15 protein-coding genes and 1 pseudogene are annotated in these 22,571 nt (G+C 54.7%); 5 read left to right on the forward strand and 11 right to left on the reverse strand.

All coding sequences use genetic code 11. The features are described 5' to 3' along the window. The first annotated feature begins 32 nt into the window (after positions 1–32). The 4 genes from N5J69_RS06470 to N5J69_RS06485 all read left to right on the forward strand — a co-directional run bounded on the left by N5J69_RS06470 (position 33) and on the right by N5J69_RS06485 (position 5,903). Positions 33–3,251 (forward strand): host specificity protein J, encoded by a 3,219-nt coding sequence (locus N5J69_RS06470; protein WP_279768923.1) that lies wholly within the window; start codon positions 33–35, stop codon positions 3,249–3,251. Next, complete coding sequence (locus N5J69_RS06475) at positions 3,251–3,562, forward strand: hypothetical protein (RefSeq protein WP_279768925.1); 312 nt, start codon at positions 3,251–3,253, stop codon at positions 3,560–3,562. Before N5J69_RS06470 ends, N5J69_RS06475 begins: the two co-directional genes overlap by 1 nt. After that, positions 3,559–4,236, forward strand: a complete 678-nt coding sequence (locus N5J69_RS06480; RefSeq protein ID WP_279768927.1) for a hypothetical protein — start codon at positions 3,559–3,561, stop codon at positions 4,234–4,236. The genes N5J69_RS06475 and N5J69_RS06480 overlap by 4 nt, the downstream gene beginning before the upstream one ends. Positions 4,237–4,655: 419 nt before the next feature. After that, the gene (locus N5J69_RS06485) at positions 4,656–5,903 is read left to right on the forward strand and encodes a tail fiber domain-containing protein (protein WP_279768929.1); all 1,248 of its coding nucleotides are present in this window, start codon (positions 4,656–4,658) and stop codon (positions 5,901–5,903) included. A 137-nt stretch (positions 5,904–6,040) separates the two neighbouring features. Here N5J69_RS06485 and fhuE read toward each other — a convergent pair whose 3' ends face one another. Continuing rightward, a complete protein-coding gene (gene fhuE, locus N5J69_RS06490; protein WP_279768932.1) occupies positions 6,041–8,257 on the reverse strand; it encodes a ferric-rhodotorulic acid/ferric-coprogen receptor FhuE in 2,217 nt (738 codons plus the stop codon). A gap of 310 nt (positions 8,258–8,567) precedes the next feature. Between fhuE and N5J69_RS06495 the strand changes: the two are divergent. Next, positions 8,568–9,460, forward strand: a pseudogene (locus tag N5J69_RS06495) (TonB-dependent receptor); the annotation flags it as partial. Positions 9,461–9,532: 72 nt separating this feature from the next. On the opposite strand, the gene N5J69_RS06500 reads toward N5J69_RS06495, so the two are convergent. The 10 genes from N5J69_RS06500 to N5J69_RS06545 all read right to left on the reverse strand — a co-directional run bounded on the left by N5J69_RS06500 (position 9,533) and on the right by N5J69_RS06545 (position 22,570). Further along, entirely contained in the window at positions 9,533–10,378 is an 846-nt protein-coding gene (locus N5J69_RS06500) for a VOC family protein (protein WP_279768933.1), read from the reverse strand. A gap of 20 nt (positions 10,379–10,398) precedes the next feature. Next, complete coding sequence (locus tag N5J69_RS06505) at positions 10,399–11,538, reverse strand: amidohydrolase (protein WP_279768935.1); 1,140 nt, start codon at positions 11,536–11,538, stop codon at positions 10,399–10,401. Between the two features lie 2 nt (positions 11,539–11,540). Further along, a complete protein-coding gene (locus tag N5J69_RS06510) occupies positions 11,541–12,641 on the reverse strand; it encodes an alkylhydroperoxidase domain protein (RefSeq protein ID WP_279768937.1) in 1,101 nt (366 codons plus the stop codon). After that, entirely contained in the window at positions 12,638–13,645 is a 1,008-nt protein-coding gene (locus N5J69_RS06515) for a putative FMN-dependent luciferase-like monooxygenase (protein ID WP_279768940.1), read from the reverse strand. The genes N5J69_RS06510 and N5J69_RS06515 overlap by 4 nt, the downstream gene beginning before the upstream one ends. Further along, on the reverse strand, positions 13,642–15,261 hold the full coding sequence (locus tag N5J69_RS06520; protein ID WP_279768943.1) for an ABC transporter ATP-binding protein: 1,620 nt from the start codon (positions 15,259–15,261) through the stop codon (positions 13,642–13,644). Before N5J69_RS06520 ends, N5J69_RS06515 begins: the two co-directional genes overlap by 4 nt. Beyond that, on the reverse strand, positions 15,258–16,109 hold the full coding sequence (locus N5J69_RS06525; protein ID WP_279768945.1) for an ABC transporter permease: 852 nt from the start codon (positions 16,107–16,109) through the stop codon (positions 15,258–15,260). Before N5J69_RS06525 ends, N5J69_RS06520 begins: the two co-directional genes overlap by 4 nt. Beyond that, entirely contained in the window at positions 16,106–17,047 is a 942-nt protein-coding gene (locus N5J69_RS06530) for an ABC transporter permease (protein ID WP_279768946.1), read from the reverse strand. The genes N5J69_RS06525 and N5J69_RS06530 overlap by 4 nt, the downstream gene beginning before the upstream one ends. A gap of 12 nt (positions 17,048–17,059) precedes the next feature. Then, entirely contained in the window at positions 17,060–18,694 is a 1,635-nt protein-coding gene (locus tag N5J69_RS06535) for a TIGR04028 family ABC transporter substrate-binding protein (RefSeq protein WP_279768947.1), read from the reverse strand. A gap of 213 nt (positions 18,695–18,907) precedes the next feature. Next, positions 18,908–20,137, reverse strand: coding sequence for an MFS transporter (locus N5J69_RS06540; RefSeq protein ID WP_279768948.1), 1,230 nt, complete (start codon positions 20,135–20,137; stop codon positions 18,908–18,910). 78 nt (positions 20,138–20,215) lie between these two features. Continuing rightward, entirely contained in the window at positions 20,216–22,570 is a 2,355-nt protein-coding gene (locus tag N5J69_RS06545; protein WP_279768949.1) for a GNAT family N-acetyltransferase, read from the reverse strand. Between the last annotated feature and the right edge of the window lies 1 nt (position 22,571).

Below are 22,571 nucleotides of genomic sequence, written 5' to 3' on the forward strand. Positions count from 1 at the left end.
CGCCTTCGGGTGGCTTTTTTTATGGGTGAAATATGCGACTTCTCGAAGGTGCCGTGATTAAGGGCAGGAAAGGCGGTGGCGGTAGCGCTCATACGCCGGTAGAGCAGGCAGACGATCTTCTGTCTGTCGCCAAACTGAAGATGCTGCTGGCAATCTCCGAAGGTGAGATTCAGGGCGATTTAACCGCGCAGCAGATTTACCTGAACGATACACAGCTGGCGAACGAAGACGGCACCTATAACTTTACCGGTGTCGTGTGGGACTGGCGCAGAGGAACGCAGGACCAGACCTATATTCAGGGTATGCCGGAGGTCGACAACGAACTTTCAGTGGGTGTTGCCGTCACGCAGGCTGTCGCCTGGACGCGCCAGTTTTCAAATCTCACACTTGATGCAGTCCGCATTAAGCTCAGCCTGCCGGTCCAGTATCAGTACAAAGACAATGGCGACATGGTTGGCACCGTGACACAGTATGCCATTGATCTGTCGACGGACGGTGGGTCATGGACCACTGTTGTCGACGGCAGCTTCAACGGCAAGACCACGTCTGAATACCAGCGCGATCATCGTATCGATTTGCCTGATGCGACATCCGGCTGGTCTGTCCGGGTGCGCCGTATTACCCCTGACTCGACATCCTCAAAGCTGCTCAACGCCTTCAAAGTTTTTTCATTCGCAGAGGTCATCGACAGCAAACTCCGTTATCCCAATACTGCGGTGCTGTACATTGAGGTCGATGCCAGCCAGTTTAGCGGACAGGCTCCGAAGGTTACCTGTAAGCCAAAAGGGCGTATGGTCAGAGTGCCGACGACCTATGATCCGGTTTCACGCACGTATACCGGTACATGGCAGGGTGATTTCAAATATGCCTATACCGACAATCCGGCATGGATTTTCTATGACCTGGTGCTGGATAAAATCTTCGGTATGGGGACGCGTGTCGATGCCACGATGATCGACAAGTGGGAGCTCTACAGCATATCGCAGTACTGCGATCAGATGGTGTCAGACGGCGCAGGCGGCACGGAGCCTCGCTTTACCTGTAACGTCTTCATCCAGAGCCAGCAGGATGCGTATACCGTGCTGAAGGACATTGCGGCGATATTCCGTGGCATCACGTTCTGGGGCAACAGCCAGATTTTTGTGAATGCGGACGTGCCGCAGATCGACTCAGACGGCAATGTTGACGTAGATTTTGTTTACCACGCGGCGAACGTTATCGACGGCTTGTTCACGTATGCCGGTGGCAGCTATAAGAATCGTTATTCATCCTGTCAGGTAAGCTGGTCCGATCCAATTAATCACTACTCTGACACTGTTGAAGGCGTATACGACGCCGATCTGGTGCAGCGCTATGACGTTCGCGAAATGAGCCTGACCGCCATCGGCTGCACGTCTCAGAGCGAGGCGCATCGGCGCGGGCGCTGGGCCATTCTCTCCAACGCGAAAGATGGGACCGTGTCATTCGGCGTTGGCCTGGATGGTTACATTCCGATCCCGGCTGAAATTATCGGTGTAGCAGACCCGTTCCGCAGCGGTAAGCAGAATGGTGGCCGCATCAGCGCGGTAAATGGCCTTCACATCACGCTCGACCGTGCTGTTGATTACGCTGTAGGTGATCGGCTGGTTCTGAACCTGCCGGACGGCACTGCACAGACACGAACAATTGGCAGCATCAGCGCCGATAATAAAACCGTCAGCGTGAATACCGCCTTCCGCATGACGCCGGTGGCGGGCGCAGTCTGGGCCATCGACAGCGACAATCTGGCAATTCAGTATTTTCGTGTCACCTCAGTAGCAGGAAACGATGATGGTACATTCACCATCACCGGGGTGCAGCACGACCCGAACAAGTACCGCTACATTGATGATGGCGTACGCATTGAGCCCGCGCCTATCACGGTTACACCTATCAGCGTGCTTAAGGCACCGGCCAACATCAAAATCAGCGAAGTCAGCTTTGTTGAGCAGGGGCTGTCCGTCTCATCAATGCAGGTCACGTGGAACAGGGTAGAGGGTGCGATCAGCTATGAGGCTCAGTGGCGCAAGGATAAAGGCGACTGGATTAACGTCGCAGTCACCAGCGCACAGGGCTTCAGCATTCAGGGCATTTACACTGGCGTCTATGATGTCCGGGTGCGTGCTGTTAACGCGGTGGAAACATCTTCGCCCTGGGGATACGCAGACTCAACTTCACTCACTGGCAAAGCGGGTAAGCCAGGCACGCCGGTTAACCTCCGCGCTACTGACAACGTGGTGTGGGCAATTGATGTAACGTGGGCGTTTCCTGATGGTTCCGGTGATACCTCTCATACAGAGATGCAGGTGGCCACAACGGCAGACGGGCAGAATCCGCAGTTTCTGGCCTATGTGCCTTACCCCGGAGTGAGCTATCAGCACGGCCCTATGCCTGCTGGTGTTCGCCGCTGGTATCGTGCACGGCTGGTGGACCGTATCGGCAACACAGGCGACTGGACTGGCTTTACAGAAGGTGCCAGCAGTGTTGATGCTACCGCGTTGCTGGGAGATATTACCGGGCAGGTGCTGAAAACGGATGCCGGTAAGCAGCTCATTGCCAGGGTAGATACCAACATTGATGCGATGCTGCAGAACGCGCTGAACCTCGATGCAACTGTTGATCACCAGATGGCAATCGCTGGCGCAAACAACCAGAACCGCGCCGATATCCTGGCCGTTAAGCAGACCATCGCCACTAACGACCAGGCTTATGCGCAGAAGTTTGAGCAGGTGCAGGCCGCAGTGGGGAGTAACGTTGCTGCTATTCAGCAGACATCCACGGCGCTGGCTGAAACCAACGGCAAGCTCTCTGCTCAATACTCTGTCAAGGTGGCGGTAGACAGCAATGGTCGCCAGTACGCGGCTGGGATGGGGATTGGCGTTGAGAATTCTCCTTCCGGCATGCAGACGCAGGTGCTGTTCCTGGCTGACCGCTTCGCCGTAATGTCGCAGGTTGGCGCTACGCCGAAAACTTTCTTTGCCATTCAGAACGGCCAGACAATTATCAATCAGGCTTTTATCGGTGACGCCACCATTACCAGTGCAATGATTGCCGCCTATATCGAGTCTACAAATTACGTTGCCGGAGCCACGGGCTGGAGATTAAGCAAGGACGGAACCTTTGAAAATAATGGTTATGATCCTGGCAATGGTCGGATGGTGCAAACCAACAATCAGATATCCGTTTATGACGGAAATGGTGTCCTGCGCGTGAGAATGGGGAAACTCAGCTAATGGCATATGGGTTTGGAACGTGGGATGCAAGCGGTAACTATAGTAATAATGGACTAATTCCTGTCAATATTCTTGGATATTTTAGAATTGATGAAAATATTCTTAACGCGACCTTCAACTTTTCGATACCTGCCGGATTTACCCTTCGGTTTGTCGTAATGCCTGATAGTTCAACAGATGGGGTTGGTGATAACCGCCGCCGCATTTATGTTTCTGGAAACAGTATAATTGTCGAGCCAGCACCAAATAATGTATCTGGCACGGACAGATTTCCTTTGAATGCAATGTACATAATGGGTTACATATCATGAGCTTTGGAGCAATGCTTACAAGGGAAGACGGAACCCCCTTCTATGTACAGGACACCATTCCGTTCGCGCTAATCAGGCGACAGACTTTTTCTGTGGATGCCAAGGTTAATTCAGGAAACGGACAGCGGATTAGCCTGGATTCTACCGGAGAAGTCCCATATCTGTATTTTGTGAGATTCGACCAGCCCGATGGGTGGGGCTATCAACAGATAGTTACTGGGACGCATGGCCTTGTTGTTGGGGCATCCAGGAGTGGCACTGTAAGCGGTACAATTTATGTATTCGGCGCAGTTGCTCAACCAGTTCCAGTATGGGGGATAGCAATTTATGACGAAAATGGGCGATGCATTCTGACAAACGAAACGAAAGTATTGCGTGGTATCAACATTGTTATTCCAACTGGAAGAGCCGGAACGGCTGGTTACCTAAACGAAACTATAGCAGGGAAAAAAGCGATCATTCCTGCACGGTGTGGAGCGGTAGTCTACTCGCAAACTGTAGGGGGAAATATTTTTACGCAGATCATAATTCACTCCACTGGATGCTACTGGAACGGAGATAACACCGTTGTTCGTTCAAATGAAATGGGGCGCGGCTCCTCTATAATTCCGGTAAATTCCACGAAAGGAAGTGGTTACGCACCTCCCTACATCGACTGCACCATTTATGATTAAAATACACTTAAAAAACAAAAGAATTCAATAAAATTCGCTAGTTTTAAGCGGCAATGAATTAAATTAATCATAAAGAAATTCAAGTGAAAAGGATTGTTATTGAGTTTTCGTTTTTGATTTTGTCATCTTCTTATTGTTATGCAGCTAGTTACCCTATAAGAGCATGGCAACCCGGAAAGTCTGGCGAGGTTATCGTTGGGTTAGACTTTAACCAGTAAGGACGAGATAAAAATTTAATGATTGTAAAATCAGTCCCGGAAGGTTTTTTGAAAGAATTTCTATAAATGCAATATAAGAAATGCCTTTCGAAAAAAATAGCCCCTAAACGGTCGAAAAATCACCATCAAATACGATAAATAAATTTTCAAACAACATCTCAATCCGGCCACAGCGCCGATTTTTTTTGCCCGGAGATCACCATGCCAGCAGGCACTATTGCATTAACTAACAACTCAACGACTGTGACAGGCTCTGGCACCAGCTTCACAACCGAGCTGAAGGCGAACGATTTCCTTGTTGCTTTAGTGGGAGGCGTTACCTATACGCTCGGAGTCCAGTCGGTTAATTCAGCAAACAGCGTAACACTCACTACAGCATATAACGGCCCAACAGCTTCAGGCGTTGCGTGGACGGCTGTTCCTAATGCTGCACTGGTCGGTATCACTGCGCAGGTAGCGGCTGATGTAGCTAAGGCCATTCGCGGTCTTAATCTCGACAAAGCGAACTGGCAGCAGGTTTACAGTGGCAGCGGAAATATTTCGGTTACGCTGCCTGATGGCAGCCAGTACAGCGGGCCATCATGGAACAGCATTGTGGGCTCTGTTTCAGGAAAAATGGATAAAAGTCAGAACCTCAATGATGTTTCTAATAAAACAACTGCGTTAAGCAATCTTGGTGCACTACCGCTATCGGGCGGAACGCTAACTGGTGGCCTGACTGGTACAACCATCGTTGCGAAAAACGGTGTCTCCGCAACGTCTAACGGCGTGAATATGGGGCAGCAAGGCACACATCTTGTCTGGAATGAAGACAATGGAAGTGGTAAAGGTTCCATTGTTGTTAACAGAGGAAGTGGAGTAGGCGGGTTTAATATTCGCATTGTAAACTCAGCGAATAATGTTGAAAACGCGAACTTCCAGTTCACTGCAGATGGTTTATTCTATGCGGCCAACGGCTCAGTTTCAGTAAATAACCGTGTGAGAGCCTTCTCAGCAGTAAGCAGCACTTACCTTGAAGTGAAGGTAGATGGTGCAGCTAAAGGTATTAATTTTTTTGATTCAGATAAAACGCTGAAAGAAGGAATTGAAGAAGCAGATGAGAAGCTTGCACTGGAGATCATTCGCAAGATACGCCCAGTAGCATATAAATTTAAAGATAAAATATTCACTTATCAATCGCCCGATCCCATTACAGGTGAGATGGTTATTGCAGAGGGAAAACAGGTTGGTTCTTCTCATAAATACGGGGTGATTGCTCAGGAATTTGAAGAGCTGCTGCCGGAAGGTGTAATCACGAACTCTGATGGCATGAAATCCCTTGATCCGTTGGAACAGCTTGGTCTACTCCTGACAGTATGTCATTCGCAACAGAAATTAATCGATGATCAATCTGAGATTGTCAAAGCTATGGGTGCCAGGCTCAAAGACCTTGACGGTCTGGGCGGATAAAAGCCCGGCGACCGGGTAAAGACTCAATCGCGCCTCTCTTTTCAGACGACGAGGTGGGCTTATAGTGCTTTATTCAGAGCTAAGCAGCAGGCAAAAAAAGCCCGGATATTATCCGGGCTAGAGGTCAATTCTTGAAATCAGAAATTATAATTCAGACTGACTGAATAATTTCGTGGCTCGTTAAATGCAACACCACCTGACGGATCAGTATTGTATTCTCGGTCAAATATATTTTTGACATTACCCTGTACCGAAAGATTTTTGTTAACCTGATAACGCGCAAAAAGGTTTGCGATAGGGTAACTTCCTTGATAAACGCGCTCGGTCTCACCTGAGGCGTTAGTAGCTTCCTTGTAGGTCCGGTTTTGCCAGTTGATGCCTCCCCCTACAGTCAACTCGCGAAGGACTGGAAGATTATAGCTTGTGAATAGCTTCAAGCTGGTTTGTGGCATATATGGATTTGAACGTTCTCCAGAAGCGTCTTTAGCAACATAGCGAGTCGCACCAAAGGTCATCTTCAAATTTTCAGTGACAGCACCATTTATCTCAAAATCAACGCCGCGACTTACAACGCCTTTGGAGGATCTGTACGCATTCTCACTACTATTATTAACGTAGGTATTACTTTGTATCTGGCCAAGATTCTCCTGCTCGATACGGAATACAGAAAGACTGGAAGTGATTTGACCATCATCCCAATCACCCTTGATGCCAGTTTCATAATCTCTTCCGGTAACAGGTTTCAGGTAATTGCCTTGCTGATCACGGTAAGTTTGAGGCTGGAAAATTGATGTGTAGCTCGCAAAGGCAGAATAGGTTTCGTTAATATCATAAACAAGGCCGCCATATGGAGTAATGTTATTCTTATCCATATTTGAAGACGTGCCATTCGCGCTATACTGGGTATAGCGAGCCCCAACAATAAGGGAAAGTGGATCTGCAAGAGAAAAACGAGCTGCTGTATATGCAGATTTCTGGCGTATAGTGTCTTCTGAAGACAATGCCCAGGCTGGCCATTGAGGTTCATCAATGTTCCCTGACCATTCATTCCAGTTTCCAACCTGTGCTGGTGACAGTATTTCAGAGGAATAGATATACTTATTACGTTGACGGCTATAATCCACGCCAGCAACCAATTGATGTTGTCGTCCTAATAGCTCAAATGGACCGGTGGCATAAGCGTCTATAGCTGTTTGAGTGCGAACACCTTTGTACCAACCTGCATATCCATATCCTGCACTGTTCAGTATACCCGTTTGCTGATCAGGGTATCCGTAGACATACAGTAGTTTACTATCAAAGTCTGATTCACTATGAGTGCCATTAATACGTGTTTGCCAGCCATTGTCGAAATTAGTTGTCAGGTTAGCAAAGACCTTGCGGGACAGAATATTATAGTGCGTCCAGTCGGCAGAAGGATTATCGCTTCGATCGTAATGAATTTTGCTTCCGTTGCTATACCAGGTTGGCAGGCCGCCCCAGGTTGGTCCATCTGTATTACGTGACTGATAGTCGTAGCCCAGGTCCAGTGTAGTGCTCTCGGTAAGGTCTGCCGCTACTGTGGCATACAGGAACTTTTTACGTTTATGGTAACGATCAACCCAGCTGTCTTGATCCTGGTAACCCGTCACCACACGACCGCGTAGCGTACCGGCGTCATTAAGTGGCCCTGACAGGTCTGCAACATAGCGCTGATTATCCCAGGTGCCATAACTTGTCGAAAGGTTGCCTGTAAAAGTTTTACTATCAGCTTTCTTACGAATCATGTTTATGGCAGCACCCGGGTTACCCGTACCGGTCATTAAACCCGTAGAGCCGCGTACGACATCAATGCGCTCATAAATTGCAGAATCACCATCAGTTTCACCAAAGTTCCACGCGCCAGTTTGAGTCGAAGGAATATCATCATAGGTGTAATTATTGATGTAAAAACCACGTGAGTAGAAGTCAACACGTTCGGAGTCATTTTGTGAAGCTGATATGCCTGTAACGTTCGCTAAAGCATCGCCAATGTTCTGAAGGTTCTGGTCTTTAATGCGCTGCTCAGTAAGTGTGCTGACTGATTGCGGGATATCACGCTGGGTTAAGTTCAGTTTAGTTCCAGCACGAGTCGCTGGAACAGTGTAGGACTGTTCAGCTGATGTCGCTGGAGCAACGGCTTCATCTGCAGTTACAGTCAGAGTCTGGTCAGAAGATAAGTTTTTGTTGTCAGAAAGCTCAGCAGCATGTGCGACGCTGCAAAACAATGCATTACTTACCATCAGCGCTACCACTGAAAATGCAAATTTGGTGTTTCTGGTTGATTGAGACTTGCCGCTACTATCAGATTCTGAACTAACCCGGGTGAAAGACATGCCATAACCTCTTCATTTGTTTAATATTCTTGACTCAATTATTCACCCAAGCATTGCTGAATCTTTTCGGCAACTTTGGTAAATTTCAGTAAGCGCAAGCATACTAAATGCAAATGATTGTTATTGCCATTAACATTTAAGAAAAGTTCAAACTTTTTTTATGTCTATAAAGTAAGCAAAATGCGTTCTGCAAAACTGACAGCAACTAATTGATATAGAGCGTTTAAAAAATTGCATGAAAGTTGCAAGATAATCATCCCTGATTTTAATAACCATTAATTATCATTTACTTACTTGCTACCCATAAAGCTACAACACCGATAAACGCAAAGTGGATGTCGTTAATGCCTTTGGCAGCGGTCCGTATGAACTGCTGGGTCGTCAGCATGAGCTGATGGTGGGCGTCAATTACACCTGATTCCTGGCGCACGTTACACCAACTGGAATCGTGAAACGCCGGGTAATGAGGTGGAGCAAAACAACACCACACCTTACGGCGGGCTGATTTATGATTTCGCTGAAAACTGGTCTGCTTATGCCAGCTATACCTCGGTGTTCCAGCCACAGGATTATCGCGATGTGACGGGTGCCTACCTGTCACCGGTTATCGGCAAAAACTACGAGGCCGGGCTGAAATCTGACTGGATGGACAGCCGCTTAACCACCTCGATATCGGTATTCCGCACCGAGCTGGATAACGTCGGAGAAGCCACCACCCAAACAATTCAGGGGTCAGGGGATGTGGCCTACATTGGCCGTAAAGGCGTAGTGAGTCGTGGCGTAGAGTTTGAGGTGAATGGCGCACTGACCGACAACTGGCAGATGACGTTTGGCGGCACGCGTTACATTGCTGAAAACCGGGATGGCAGCACCTTTAATCCCCAGTTACCGCAGACCAGCTTTAACCTCTTCAGCAGCTATCGCCTGCCAGCGCTGCAGCAGCTTACGCTGGGCGGCGGCGTGAACTGGCAGACCCATATCTGGAACGACGTCGGAGGCCCGGAAGGCAACGGCACCTGGCGTGCCCGTCAGGGTAGCTATGCGCTGGTCGATCTTTTTGCCCGCTATCAGGTGAACAAGAATCTGTCGCTGCAGGGCAACCTCAACAACCTGTTCGACAAAGAGTATGACACTAACGTTGCCAGCTCCGTTGTCTACGGCGAACCACGTAACGTCTCCGTGACCGCCAGTTACACCTTCTGATCTGCCTCGGGATGCAGTCTGTAAACAAACGCCTCAACTGAGGCGTTTTTTTCTCACACCCTGAACCCGGACTCAGGTAAAGCGCAGTGCCACATTAAACCCGTCACCCGACGCCACCACAATCGCCTCATTCTGATCCTGAAACGCAATATTCCCCGCCAGCAGTGCGCGTCTTACCTGAGCGAGATCCTCTGTCTCAAACCCCAGCGCCACCATCCGGGCGCGGCCATCGTAGTCGTCGGGGAGCGGGCCGAACCGGTGCAGCGCAAATGCCGCCGACGCAAATCGTACCGTGGCGGCACCGGCACGCAGAACAAACGCGCCTTCAGGACAGGCGAGCACTTTTGCGGCACCAAAGAGGCGACTATAGACCTGAGCCGAGTTCGCCGGATCCTGCGCCACAATGACAAATTCGCTGATGTTCCGCACGCCATTGGGATGGCGCTGCCAGGCAGGCTGCCATACCGCCTCAGGCGTCAGATGCTGGCAAAAAAAGCTGCGGCCATTGGGTATCAGCGAAGGACGCAGTCGAACGGTACGAAAACGGGCTTCAGTTACCGTACCGTCGGGCAGATCGACAGGACGGTGAAAAGAGGCGGGTGGATCGCCATCCAGATCCTGACGTTCCAGATGCTGAAACTCGCTATCGGCATCGCCGCTTTTCCACACCAGACCGCTCAATCCCAGCGGCGACTGCCAGAGATCGGCACGCTGGCCTTCGTTGCCGGGCTCATAACCCAGCAGCTCCAGATAATTTTCGCCAAAGACGGCCAGGTGGTTACTCGATCCCAGCGAATGATGACCCCGCTCCGTGAGCTGAAAGCCGAGCCGCCGGAAGCGTGCGCTGGCGCGGTCGAGCTGGTCGGCGACGTTGATCACCGCGTGATCAAGAATCGGTTGCGGAACCGGAACAGACATAGCTGCACGCCTTTTTTTTGTCATTGCGCCGCCACAATCTGTAACGCGCGTGGTACCAGCTGCGTGAAGTAGTCTACTGCCGGGCCAATCAGCGCTTCATCCGGGTCGAAGGCGGCGTGATGCAGGCCAAATTCGCTGGCGCTGCCAATGCTGACAAACGCGCCCGGCACCTGTTGCAGATAAAATGCAAAATCTTCTCCGCCCATCTGCGGCGACTCAGCATGCTCCGCGAGATAGCCGCTCTGTTGTGCGACTTCCAGAGCCACATCCACCCAGCCTGGCGTGTTAATCAGCGCAGGCGGCCCCTCGGTCCACTCCAGCTCAGCGGTCGCGCCGAATGCGGCAGCAATCCCCTGAATCAGCGACTGGATGCGGTGCGGAATCTGCGCCCGGATCTCGCTGTTGTGGGTGCGCACGGTGCCTTCCAGCTCAACGCTTTGCGGTAAGACGTTCCAGGTGTTCCCGGCGGTAAAGCGCGTCACGCTCAGCACCACCGTCTCCAGCGAGCTGAACACCCGGCTCGGCAGGGTCTGCAGGGCGGTCACAATATGGCTGGCAATCACAATCGAATCGATGCCCTCCTGGGGTCGTGCAGCATGTGCGCCTTTACCTTCGACGCGTATTACAAAGCGATCGACGTTGGCGTAAAACGCGCCCGCCCGGCTTCGCAGCGTGCCCAGCGGCAGGTCGGGTGCATTGTGCAGGCCGAATATCGCCTGTACGCCTTCCAGCGCACCGGCATCCATCAGCTGCCGTGCGCCATTAAAGGTCTCTTCCGCGGGCTGAAACAGAATCCGCACCCGGCCTGGCAGCGTGGCTTCCTGCTGTTTAAGCTGCAGGGCAACGCCGAGCATCACCGCGCTGTGAACGTCGTGGCCGCAGGCGTGCATTACGCCCGGCTGCTGTGATCGCCACGGGCGATCGGTGATTTCATCAATGGGTAACGCATCAATGTCTGCACGCAGGGCGATCGTTGCTTCGCCGTGACCGATTTCAGCCACCACGCCGGTTTTCAGCCCCAGTGGCAACAGCCGGATACCGGCTTCTTCCAGCCAGCGGGAAAGGCGTTCAGTGGTGGCAAATTCATGGTTTGAAAGTTCAGGATGCTGATGCAGTTCGCGACGCCACTGCACCAGTTGTTCGGTTAAAGGCAATGTCATGGTTATCCCTGTTGTTCCGGCAGAAAAGGCTCGCCCAGCGTCAGCATCAGGCGATTGGCCCAGGCAAAGAAGGCGGTGGACTGGATCAGGTCGAGCAGGGCGAGGGTATCCAGCCCCTGTTCGCGCAGTGCAGCGATCTGCGACTGCGTCGGCTTAGCTGGCGTCACCGACAGCGCAGCCGAAAACGTGATGATCGCCTGCCAGCGCGGGGAATGTCCGTGGGCAAGTACCGCACCGGGAGCGACGTTCAGCAGTTTCTGTATGGCTTCCTCCTCCTTAGAAAGCTGGCTGGCTTTACGGGCGTGTACCGAGGCGCAATAAATGCAGCCGTTGACCTTGCTCACCACGGTCGCGGCCAGTTCGCGCTCGGCACGCGGCAAGCCGCCGGGGGTGTAGAAAATGCCCTTGTCGGTCAGGGTACGCTGCGTCAGCAACGGCAGGTTACGCGCCAGCAGACGGAAGTAGTCGGATCGGGTGTGGCCGAATGTCTCCAGCGTCGCCTGCTCCTCCTCGCTGAATTCAGCCAATGGTTTTGCGGGAAGCCACGGCTCCCAGCCGAGCTCCTGTTGTGTAAACGCGGTCAGCGCCGTATTGCCGCTGGCGGTCCTTAATTCCGTATGCCAGGCACCGGCTACACCCGGCGGCAGCGCACCTGATGCCTCCTCGCCCTGCAGGCTGCGCAGGCCCGTGAGTAACCGGCTCTGAAAACTGACGAACGCCACCAGCTGCGCCAGTGTGACAATGCCGCGCAGGCTCCAGCCCGCCTGTTTCAGGATCTCAGTATGCGCCGGTAAAGCGGTAACCGGCTCGAAGGTGAGACGATGGGCGAAATCCAGCGCGGCAACGATCCTGTCACCATCGGGCAGTGTCTGCTGCGGCTGATAGTGTGCCTGCAGCCCCGGCTGCGCATGCCAGCCTGCGACGTTAGCAGCCAGCAGGCGGCGCTCTGCCAGCGGAAAGTCGTCATCCCCCTGGTTAAATAAAAGGGTGTAGCTGCCCTGCGTATGACGTGTGGCGGCGTGACGTGTCTGCCGTGCGTGTGCCAGGTCGGAATCGGGGTCGATATCCGCCAGTGCGGCGATTAAATCGTCAGGTTGACTCATGACATTCTCCTGTCGGATTGGCCGGTGGCACGAAGCGCGGGGGCCAGATGCCTGGCGATAAGTTCAATTGACCGCAGCGTGTCGGCATGGCCTGGCTCTGTGGAATGCACCTGGAAAGAGAGGTCGGTGACGCGTGACAGCACGCTGTCCTGCGCCAGCGAGTGCGCGACCTGCTCAACGCCGCCGACATGGGCATCAAACTGCGCCAGCAGGTCATTAAAGCTTTCTCCGCGTAACTCACCACGGTACTGAGCGGCCTGCCTGCGAATGCCCGGTTCAGCGACCTGACGCGCATAGTGATCAGAATCGGCCACGAATGCCGTGCGGGAGGCGAGTATACGTGGAGCCACCCCCGCAGGGAGTGCCGCAAGATAGGCGTCGATCAGCGGATTCTGTAGCGCATCGAGCGGCAGATCAGCCTGACCGGGTGGCCGTGGCTGAGTGCGCGACAGCATCAGGCCGTGACCGCCCTGGGCAGCACGGATTGCCCCTTCAACCGAAAAGGTGGCGATCCACACGCGTCCGGCCAGCTGCGGCGCGGCGGGATAAAGATGATTATCGGGATGCCCCAGCGAATCACCGCGCCAGGCGCTAAGCAGCGTATGCAGATTGTCTGCAAAGGCCGCGCCGCGTTCGGCAAACGTCAGGCCAAACGGTAAAAATGAATCAGGTGTGCCGCCCGATCCCAGTCCGATTTCCAGCCGCCCCTCTGCCAGCAGATCAAGAACTGCCGCATCTTCGGCTACCCGTAGCGCATTCTCCATCGGCAGCGTGATGATGGCGGTGCCGAGCCGGATGGTGCGGGTCTGTGCGGCGGCATGTGCCAGGAAGACCAGCGGTGACGGCAGGCCGCCCTCATCCTCATGAAAGTGGTGCTGGGCAACCCAGGCCGTGTCAAAGCCACAGCGTTCAGCATGTTGTATCTGTTCAGTGGCCAGTTGATAGCGCTGTTTTGCCGGAACCTTATCCAGCAGTCGGGTAAAAAAGCCGAGACGGAGGCTCATGCTGACTCCTTGTGCGTTAAGGTAACAAGTGGAGGCATTGCTGCAATCAGTTCACGGGTGTAGGGATGCTGAGGCGTGCGGAAAACCGTGACAACGTCACCATGTTCCACGGCTTCGCCAGCCTTTAATACCGTCACGCTGTCGGCAATCTGTCGTACGGTCGCCAGGTCATGGGTGATAAACAGGTAGGTCAGCCCAAGGTCGGTCTGGAGTTGCTGCAACAGGTCGATGATTTGTGCCTGAACGGTAACATCCAGCGCTGACGTTGCTTCATCCAGCACAAGAATGTCAGGCTCGCAGATCAGCGCCCGCGCCAGGGCTACACGCTGCCGCTGACCGCCTGAAAGCGCATGAGGCTGGCGTGACAACAGTGAGAGCGGCAGTGCGACCCGCGAGGTTATCGCTTCTAACCGTTCACGGCGCTGGCTGCGGCTCAGCCGTTCAAAATTAAGCAGGGGCTCTTCAATAATTGAATAAAGCGTCTGGCGGGGATCGAGCGAGGCAAACGGATTCTGATAAACAAACTGGATTTTACGCCGCAGCTGACGCCAGGCTTCACCACGCAAACCGTTAACCCTGATGCCATCCAGCGTCACGTCGCCGCTGTCGGCGCTTTCAAGGCCCAGAACGATACGTGCCAGCGTCGTTTTACCGGAGCCGGATTCACCGACCAGCGCATGCGTTGTGCCGCGTGCCACCTGAAAGCTGACGTTGTTCAGCGCCTGCAAACGCTGTTGTTTACCCAGCGGAAAGCTTTTCATCACGCCGGTTACCCGGATGGCAGGAACCGAAAAACGTGCGGCTGCGGGTGTCACTCTGGCGGGTCGCCCGGGCGTAGCATCGTTCAGTAACTGACGGGTATAGGGGTGTGCTGGCGCACTCATTATCTGGTCGGTGCGGCCCGATTCCTGAATCTCACCGTGGCGAAAAACAATAATGCGGTCTGCACGCTGTGCCGCCAGCGCCAGGTCGTGGGTGACGAACAGCACGGCGGTGCTGGAGGCGTGCCGCAGGTCATCCAGCAGATCAAGAATGCGCTTCTGCACCGTGACATCCAGCGCACTGGTTGGCTCATCCGCGATGATTAACTCCGGCTGCAGAGCGAGGGCAATGGCAATCAGCACCCGCTGCTTCATGCCGCCCGATAGCTGATGCGGATACTGCTTAACCCGCTGCGCCGGGTGACTGAGGCCGACGCGGGTAAGCAGTTCAATCACCCGCTGCTGGCGCTGCACTGCCGATAATTTCAGATGCAGGCGCAGAATCTCCTCCACCTGCTCACCGACCGTTTTAACCGGATTCAGTGCGTTGCCGGGATCCTGCGGCACCAGGCTGATACGCGCACCGCGCAGCGTATCAACGCGCTTTTGTGACCATTGACTGATATCCACGCCATTCAGCCGGATTTCACCGGCCTCGCGGCGGCCGTTTTCCGCCATCAGGCCCATAATGGCCTGTGCCGTGGTGGTTTTACCGGAACCGGATTCCCCGACCAGCGCCACCATCTCCCCGGCTCGCAGCGCGAAGCTGACATTGTGGACTACCGGCTGCCACTGGTTATGCCTGCGGTAGCTTAGCGTAAGATTATTGACTGCGAGTAACGGCTGAGTGCTCATCGGCGTCCTCCTGAAAGTTGCTGACTGATGCGGTTGGCGGCGAGCACCACAGCTATTACAACCACACCAGGAAACGTGGTCAGCCACCAGGCTGTAGCCAGATAATTACGCCCTTCAGCGATTAGCAGACCCCATTCCGGCACTGGCGGCGGCGTGCCGTAGCCGAGAAAGCTCAGGGTCGAGAGCGCCAGAATTGCCTGACCAAACTGCAGGGCGGCATAGGCGATCACCGGCGTCAGCGCATTGGGCAGAATGTGACGCCACAGCACGCTGAAAAACCGGCCGCCGCTGCCGTAAGCGGCTTCGACATACTCGCTATGGCGGATGCGCACCACTTCAGCCCGTGCCAGCCGGGCGAAGCTGGCTATGGAGGCGATGCCCACCGCGAGTGCGGCATTGAGGGTGCCGAAGCCGAGTAAAATCAGCATGCTCAGGGAGAGCAGCAGCGACGGAATCGCCAGCAGCACGTCCACTGAGCGCATCACTATCGACTCCGTTTTGCCGCCAGTCGCTCCTGCGAGAACGCCCAGCGCGGTGCCGGCCAGCAGGCCGATGGCCACAGCTATCATGGCGGCAGAGAGGGAATGTGACGCGCCGTAAACGATGCGGGCAAAGAGATCGCGGCCCAGTTGATCGGTGCCAAGCCAGTGTCCGGCTTGTGGAGCGAGCCGCTGTGCGCCCGCTATCCCTTCCGTCGGGCTGGCCTGGGTAAAGAGGGTCGGGAAGAGCGCTGCCAGTCCGGCCAGCAGTATGACTGTAACAGCCAGCCACAGGCCCGGTGCGAACCGCAAAGTCCGTTTCCCGGATGTCGAAGATTGCCGTGCGACTGCGTAATCAACCAGACTCATAGGGCACCTCGTGAAAGCTGTAAGCGCGGATCAAACAGCGGCATCAGCAGATCCACCAGCAGGTTGATCACCACAAAACCCAGCGCGGAGATCATCACCACTGCCTGTAACACCGCGACATCCTGATTGTTCACTGCCTGCTGCGTCAGCTGACCCAGACCGCCCAGGCCAAATACCGTTTCGGTAATCAGGGCTCCGGCAATGAGCTCCCCCAGCAGCAGTCCGGCCACGGTGAGCACTGGCAACATGGCGTTGCGCAGGATGTGCCGCCACAGGACATACTGCTCACTGGCCCCTTTGGCCCGCGCCACCGCTACAAAAGGCCGGGTTGAGACCTCATCAATGCTGCGCAGCAGAATCTGTGCCAGCGGCGCAGAGATCGGAACGGCAACCGTGATAATGGGCAGAATCAGTCCCTGCCACGGCGAAGGATTGATGACCGGGATCCAGCGCAGCTGAAATGAAAAGAGCTGAATCAGGGCGATGCCGAGCCAGAAGGTCGGCACAGAGATAAACAGCGCGGGCAGGGACTGCAGCAGATTACGCAGGAAGCGCAGAGCGGGCAGCCCGGAAAGAGTCGCCAGCACGAAAGCCAGCAGCGTTGCCAGCAGGAATCCGCACAGGGCCAGTCGCAGCGTGCCGGGCAGGTTGCTGGTCAGCAGTTCACTGACCGGCACGCCCGCCTGCACCGAATAGCCGAAGTCACCCTGTAACAGCGCCGCCAGCGTATGCAGATATTGCTGCCACAGCGGACTGTCGGCACCGTAGGCCTGACGCATTTCAGCAATCTGCTGCGGACTCAGACCAAGATCCGGATTCTGAAACCTGATTAGCACTGCATCACCCGGCAGCACCTGCAACAGCACAAATGACAGAGTAAAAGCCGCCCACAGGACCAGCAGTCCCAGACCGGCGCGTTGCAGCAGATAGTGGCGCATTCTCACCTCCGGTTACTGTTTTTCCAGCCAGGCACCATAAAGCGCCGGACGACCTACCGCTTCAAAACTGACGCCTTTCAGCCAGGGCGCACCCGCATAAACCTGTGGCTCTTCAAAAATCGGAATCACATAGGCCTGATCCAGCAGATAGCGCTGAACATCACCGGTCAGCTGCAGCCGTTTTGCCGGGTCTACCTCGGCGGAAATGGCCACCAGCAGCTGATTGAGTTTGTCGTCGCGGAAGTTTTTTACTTTGGTGCTGGAGCCGCCTTTCTGCAGCAGGCTGTCGCGGTTAGCCGGGTAGAAGCTGCTTTTGATCACGTCGGGATCGGCGCGGCCAACTTCGGTGACGTTAAGCGGCGTTTTAAGCGGGTCGAGGTTATCCAGCGTTTTGCTGCCCGCATCGCCCGCTTTCACGGTAAGGACGACGCCTGCCTGACGCCACTGCTGGGCGATCAGTTGCAGCACCTCTTTGTTCTGCGGCTGTGGCAGGGATTCATAGACGGTTAAGGCCAGTCGCTGGCCCGCTTTCTCACGAATGCCATCGGCACCCGGTTTCCAGCCCGCCTCGTCCAGCAATGCCCTGGCTTTTGCCAGATCAAAAGTAAGCTTGTCCGCCAGATTGACGTAACCGGCGGCTGTAGTCGCCACCACCGAGGTGGCCTGCGGGTAATTAGGTGAGAAAAGTGTCTCAACAACCTGTTTAGCATTGGTGGCATGCAGCAGCGCCTGACGCACCCGGATATCGCTGACCAGCGGATTATCGGGACGGAAGCTCAGGCTGTCGTTAACCCCCCGGGTCGGCGCAGCATAAACCGGGAAGTCCTGATCTTTCGCCTGCTTCTCATCATAGGCCTGTACCTGACGTATCAGGCCCGCCTGACCCGCCAGTAGCGCACCGATGCGCACGCTGTCTTCCGGCGTGACAATCACTTTAATCCCATCAAGGTTAGCGGGACCCTGCTGCTGTATGTTTTTGGGGCCCCACTGGTAGTCTTTACGCGCCACCAGATCCACTTCCCGACCGAGCTTCTCATCACTGACCACAAACGGCCCGGAGCCGATGATGTGACGGGCATCGCCCAGCTGATCGAAACTGCGCGCCAGGGTACTCAGCGACACCAGGCCGGAGCCAATGGTGGCGGTGCCCTGTAAAAATCCAGGCGAGGGTTTTTTAAAATAAAACTTCACCGTCAGCGGATCGATCACTTCGCTGCGCTCGTAGTTATTAATCACTTCTGAAACCGGCAGGCGCAGCGCTTTATTTCCCAGCCCGTAGGTATCAAAGTTTTTCGCCACTGCATTGGCATCCAGCGGGGTGCCATCAGAGAAAGTCACGCCCGGACGTAATGTAAAGGTGTATTCCGTTTTATCCGCGTTAGTGGTCCAGCTTTCCGCAATCCAGGGTTCAACCTGTAATGTTTCGGGATTCTGCCAGGTTAATTTATCGGTGATCTGGTTAAGAATGCCGCCATTAGGGTAAAAGCCACCGGCAGGGGGATAGAGAGCAGTATGTGCCTGTTGTTCCAGATAAATCAGCGTACCGCCTTTGACCGGCGCGGCAGCCGCATTGAAGGTAAGGGTCCCGGCAAGTAATGAAAAAACCAGCGTCCGTGTGTCCGGTTTAAGGGAAAATAACGTCTTCATGGTGAATTCCTTTGTTATCAATTGCCTCAGCAGGCGGAATCATCATCGAATGACGCAACACACAGATAAAGTAACGATTTGGTCAAAGCTTATCTGAAAAAAATCAATGCGGCGGAGGGGGAGAATTAAGAGGTGTTTTTAATTTGCAGAATGGCAAATATCAGTCTGCCACTCTGCGGGTTTATATTTTCGAAACGACGTCCAGCCGCTTAATCAGGATTCCGCACACAATTTCTGCTGGCCTGCACGCAGGAAAGCACTCACCAGTCCCAGCCACAGCAGACCGCAGATCAGGTTAACGGTGCTGAAACCACCGGTGCCGAAGCTGAAATAGGCGGCTTTAGCGGCTTCAATACCCAGTGCAATGATCAGGATACTCACCATGCCAAGCATCGCCGCCACGCTGCCTTTTCCGGCACTGCTGGAAAAAAGCGTCATGCGATAAAGCCCGGCGTTGATGAGCCCCGTACCGAAGCCGTAAAGACTCATTCCGGCGGTGAGCCACAGATAGCTATGCGGATCCAGCACGGTGGCGGTTATCGCAATGGTCAGTCCCGCGATCACCGGCCAGGCACCGAGCCGCACCGGTTGTTCAATTGGCAGGCGGCCCGACAATCGCCCCAGCATCAGATTGCCCGCAATCATGGCGGTAAAGACCGGCAGCTGGAGCAGGGCATAGTCGATACGGCTGAGCTGCGCACCGTGGATCAAAATCACGGGCGACAATGCTACCCATGCGATGCAGGGTACGGTAACCAGTCCGATAGCCAGTGAACCGCGCATGACCTGACGCTCTTTCAGCAATGCTGCGTAACCGCTGATAATCGATCGCAGCGACAGCGGTGTCTGACTATTGCCCGCTGTTTCTGGCATGGCGTACCACAGCCCGGCCAGGGCGAGTGCTGCAACCGCACCAATCAGCCAGAACAGGGTGCGCCATTCCCCCACGGTAAGAAAAGCCGCGCCCGCCAGTGGCCCGGCCAGCGGGGCCAGCAGGGCGACGTTGGCCATCAGCGCCATCATTTTGATGCTGAGCGACTCCGTAAACGCCTCCTGTACCGCAGCGTAGCCTACCGCACCGATAAAACAGAGGCTGATCCCCTGCAGAAAGCGCAGCAGGACGAACTGCTCAATGCTTTGCACCCAGTGTGTGGCGATGCAGGAGATCATAAAAAAGGCCACACCACTGAGCAGCACCGGACGCCGCCCGATACGGTCAGAAAGCGGACCCAGCAGCCACTGCAGCATAATCCCACCGGCCAGATAGGCGGTCAGTGAGGTGGAGACCCACTCCGGCCCGACCCTGAATTCCTGCGTCACCAGCAGCATGCCGGGCTGGATCATGTCATGGGCGATATAAGTGGCGAACTCAAATAACACCAGCGACAGAGGAAAGATCAGATGTCGCCGGGTCAGTTGCGTCAGCGGTTGAAAAAAAGCCATTACAGATACCTGTGAGTAAACCATTAAAAAAAGCGGCCACCTGGGTGGCCGCATAATCATTGAGTGACAGTGTAACGCTTAGCGCCAGCGGGCTATCGGATTGTCCAGCGTACCGGCAAACTTAAGGTTCTCAGCGGGATCAGAGAGGTTGATCATCTGCTGGTTATTCGCCAGCTGCAGGCGGTTCAGGCAGGAGCGGGTAAACGACGGCGCGAACATGTCATAGCGTGCGAACTTCGTCGCCAGCTGCGGATGTGCCTGCTGATAATCTTTCACGCACTGCGCTACTGCCTGCCAGAACTCATCCTCGCTCAGCGTCCCTGACTGATCCAGGATTGCACTGATGAAGCGGAAGATGCAGTCAAACACATCGGTGAAGATCGAAAGCAACTTAAGCTCTTCCGGCACCTCTACCGCCAGACGCTGTACGCCTTCCGGCAGCACCGCATCGGGGTTCATCACGGCGATCTCTTCGCCGATATCCTTCATATAGGCGCTGACCGGCACGTTGTTTTCCAGCAGCATGATCAGGTTTTCACCGTGCGGCATAAACACCAGGTCATGCTGATAGAAGCAGTGCAGCAGCGGACTGAGGTAGCAGGTCAGATAGCGCGCTATCCACTGCTTAGCGGGCAATCCCGATGTCGCGATCAGTGCGGGCAGCAGTGCCTTCTGATGGTGATCGACGTGCAGGAAAGAGGCCATAGTCATCAGGCGCTGGCCCGGTTGCAGGCTGGCCGCAGGATTATCGCGCCACAGCGCCGCGAACATTTTTTTATAAGCAGAGTCGCCTTTAATTGCCTGTTCATAGTAGCGGTTGTGATAGCCAACCGACGCGACTTCGCGCAGGATGCGGAAATCACACTGTTTCAGCCACGCATCGCCTGCCACCAGCTGTTCCAGCCAGCCGTTAATGGCAGGTGTTGTCGCCATATAGTAAGGCGACAGACCGCGCATAAAGCCCATGTTCAGCACCGAGAGCGCGGTTTTGACGTAGCGCTTCGTGGGCTGACTGCGGTTAAAGAAGGTGCGGATGGACTGCTGTGCCTGATAAGCATCGTCGCCGGTGCCGAGCCAGACAATATCGTGGCTGGCAATGTCTGCTGCGAACACGGTCAGCAGTTTGTTCTGCCACTGCCACGGATGCACGGGCATCAGGATATAGTCCTCAACTGCCAGTCCTTTATTCACCAGTTGCGTATTGAACTGCTCCACAGTGGTGTCGCCCAGCTCATCACGCATCAGTTGCTCATAGCTCAGCTCGCTAAGGCTGGAGAAATGGGCGTTGCGGCGATGAACTGCAACCCAGATGAGGTGAACGGGCGCGGCCGCTTCCGGTGCATACGCCAGATAATCCTGCGCGTCAAAACCGATGCGTCCATTGTTAGCGACAAAGCAGGGATGGCCTTCGGTCATCGCCGCTTCTACCGTCTGGAAATCAGCTGAGACCAGTGCCTGACTGTCGGGATTATTCTTCTGCAGCTTGTAAACGCTGCTGCACAGCGTGCTGCTGATCTCTTCCATGTAGGTGGCCAGCAGCGCCTGCGGAATCCCGATCTCGCCGTTGAACTCCACAATAAATTTCAGCGCATCAAGCGGCAGTGTATGACCATTCTCCTGCTTGCGCAGGGAATCTGCCTCGATTTCCCAGTGATCCAGCGCCAGGCGGGCTGCCCGGAAATGGTATGTCGCTTCACCGCCCGGCACCGCCAGCGCATAGCTGCCGTCGCTGCGTTGCTGCGGCGTAATGATTTTTTCATGCGCGAATTCAGCAATCGCCTTGCGGATCAGCATGCGGTTCGCCTGCGCCCAGTTATCGCCCGTCAGGTGCGAGCCGTCTGTCAGTGAAGAAGGGGTGTTCATGGTCTGCGACTCCTGCTGTAACGCGTGTTGATAATCTTCCCGCTGGCAGAAGGCCAGCCAGGCGGTTTTATGGCCCATGTCGATGGTGTGCTGGTAGCGGAATCCGGCACGTTTATTCAGCACATGAATCTTCTCATTGCGCACGTCCGGTTCCACCACCACGCGGCGCACCTCGGGGCGGCTGAACATGTAGTCCATCACCAGCGAAAAGACCTGCCAGCTGAAGGCTTTGATCGGCTGACTGGCCGGGGCAATCAGAATGTGCATGCCGTAATCATCGGGCGCAGCCGGATAAAATTTGCCGACGTCATCGTCGCCTGCGCGATAGCACTCAATCAGGCAGACGGGCTGGTCGTTACAGCAGCCAATCAGCGCCGCATGGGGATCGGCAGCGGTCAGCGTCCGGTAGAACGCCGCCACCTGGTCCAGGCTCTGCTGCTGCATGCCCCAGAATCGGGCGTATTCACGGGTGACCCAGCTGTGGATCAACGGCGCATCGCTCGCCAGCATGGGTCTCAGGGTAAACCGGCCTGCGGGGCGGTCGGCACTGAACAGTATTGGTGAATTCATC

The organism is Pantoea sp. GD03673 (assembly GCF_029844725.1).
GTDB lineage: Bacteria > Pseudomonadota > Gammaproteobacteria > Enterobacterales > Enterobacteriaceae > Pantoea.

Bases quoted from the DNA above. Each gene is read 5' to 3' on its own strand.
- N5J69_RS06470 (WP_279768923.1), top strand. From the start codon at position 33: ATGCGACTTCTCGAAGGTGCCGTGATTAAGGGCAGGAAAGGCGGTGGC.
- N5J69_RS06475 (WP_279768925.1), top strand. From the start codon at position 3,251: ATGGCATATGGGTTTGGAACGTGGGATGCAAGCGGTAACTATAGTAAT.
- N5J69_RS06480 (WP_279768927.1), top strand. From the start codon at position 3,559: ATGAGCTTTGGAGCAATGCTTACAAGGGAAGACGGAACCCCCTTCTAT.
- N5J69_RS06485 (WP_279768929.1), top strand. From the start codon at position 4,656: ATGCCAGCAGGCACTATTGCATTAACTAACAACTCAACGACTGTGACA.
- fhuE (WP_279768932.1), bottom strand. From the start codon at position 8,257: ATGTCTTTCACCCGGGTTAGTTCAGAATCTGATAGTAGCGGCAAGTCT.
- N5J69_RS06500 (WP_279768933.1), bottom strand. From the start codon at position 10,378: ATGTCTGTTCCGGTTCCGCAACCGATTCTTGATCACGCGGTGATCAAC.
- N5J69_RS06505 (WP_279768935.1), bottom strand. From the start codon at position 11,538: ATGACATTGCCTTTAACCGAACAACTGGTGCAGTGGCGTCGCGAACTG.
- N5J69_RS06510 (WP_279768937.1), bottom strand. From the start codon at position 12,641: ATGAGTCAACCTGACGATTTAATCGCCGCACTGGCGGATATCGACCCC.
- N5J69_RS06515 (WP_279768940.1), bottom strand. From the start codon at position 13,645: ATGAGCCTCCGTCTCGGCTTTTTTACCCGACTGCTGGATAAGGTTCCG.
- N5J69_RS06520 (WP_279768943.1), bottom strand. From the start codon at position 15,261: ATGAGCACTCAGCCGTTACTCGCAGTCAATAATCTTACGCTAAGCTAC.
- N5J69_RS06525 (WP_279768945.1), bottom strand. From the start codon at position 16,109: ATGAGTCTGGTTGATTACGCAGTCGCACGGCAATCTTCGACATCCGGG.
- N5J69_RS06530 (WP_279768946.1), bottom strand. From the start codon at position 17,047: ATGCGCCACTATCTGCTGCAACGCGCCGGTCTGGGACTGCTGGTCCTG.
- N5J69_RS06535 (WP_279768947.1), bottom strand. From the start codon at position 18,694: ATGAAGACGTTATTTTCCCTTAAACCGGACACACGGACGCTGGTTTTT.
- N5J69_RS06540 (WP_279768948.1), bottom strand. From the start codon at position 20,137: ATGGCTTTTTTTCAACCGCTGACGCAACTGACCCGGCGACATCTGATC.
- N5J69_RS06545 (WP_279768949.1), bottom strand. From the start codon at position 22,570: ATGAATTCACCAATACTGTTCAGTGCCGACCGCCCCGCAGGCCGGTTT.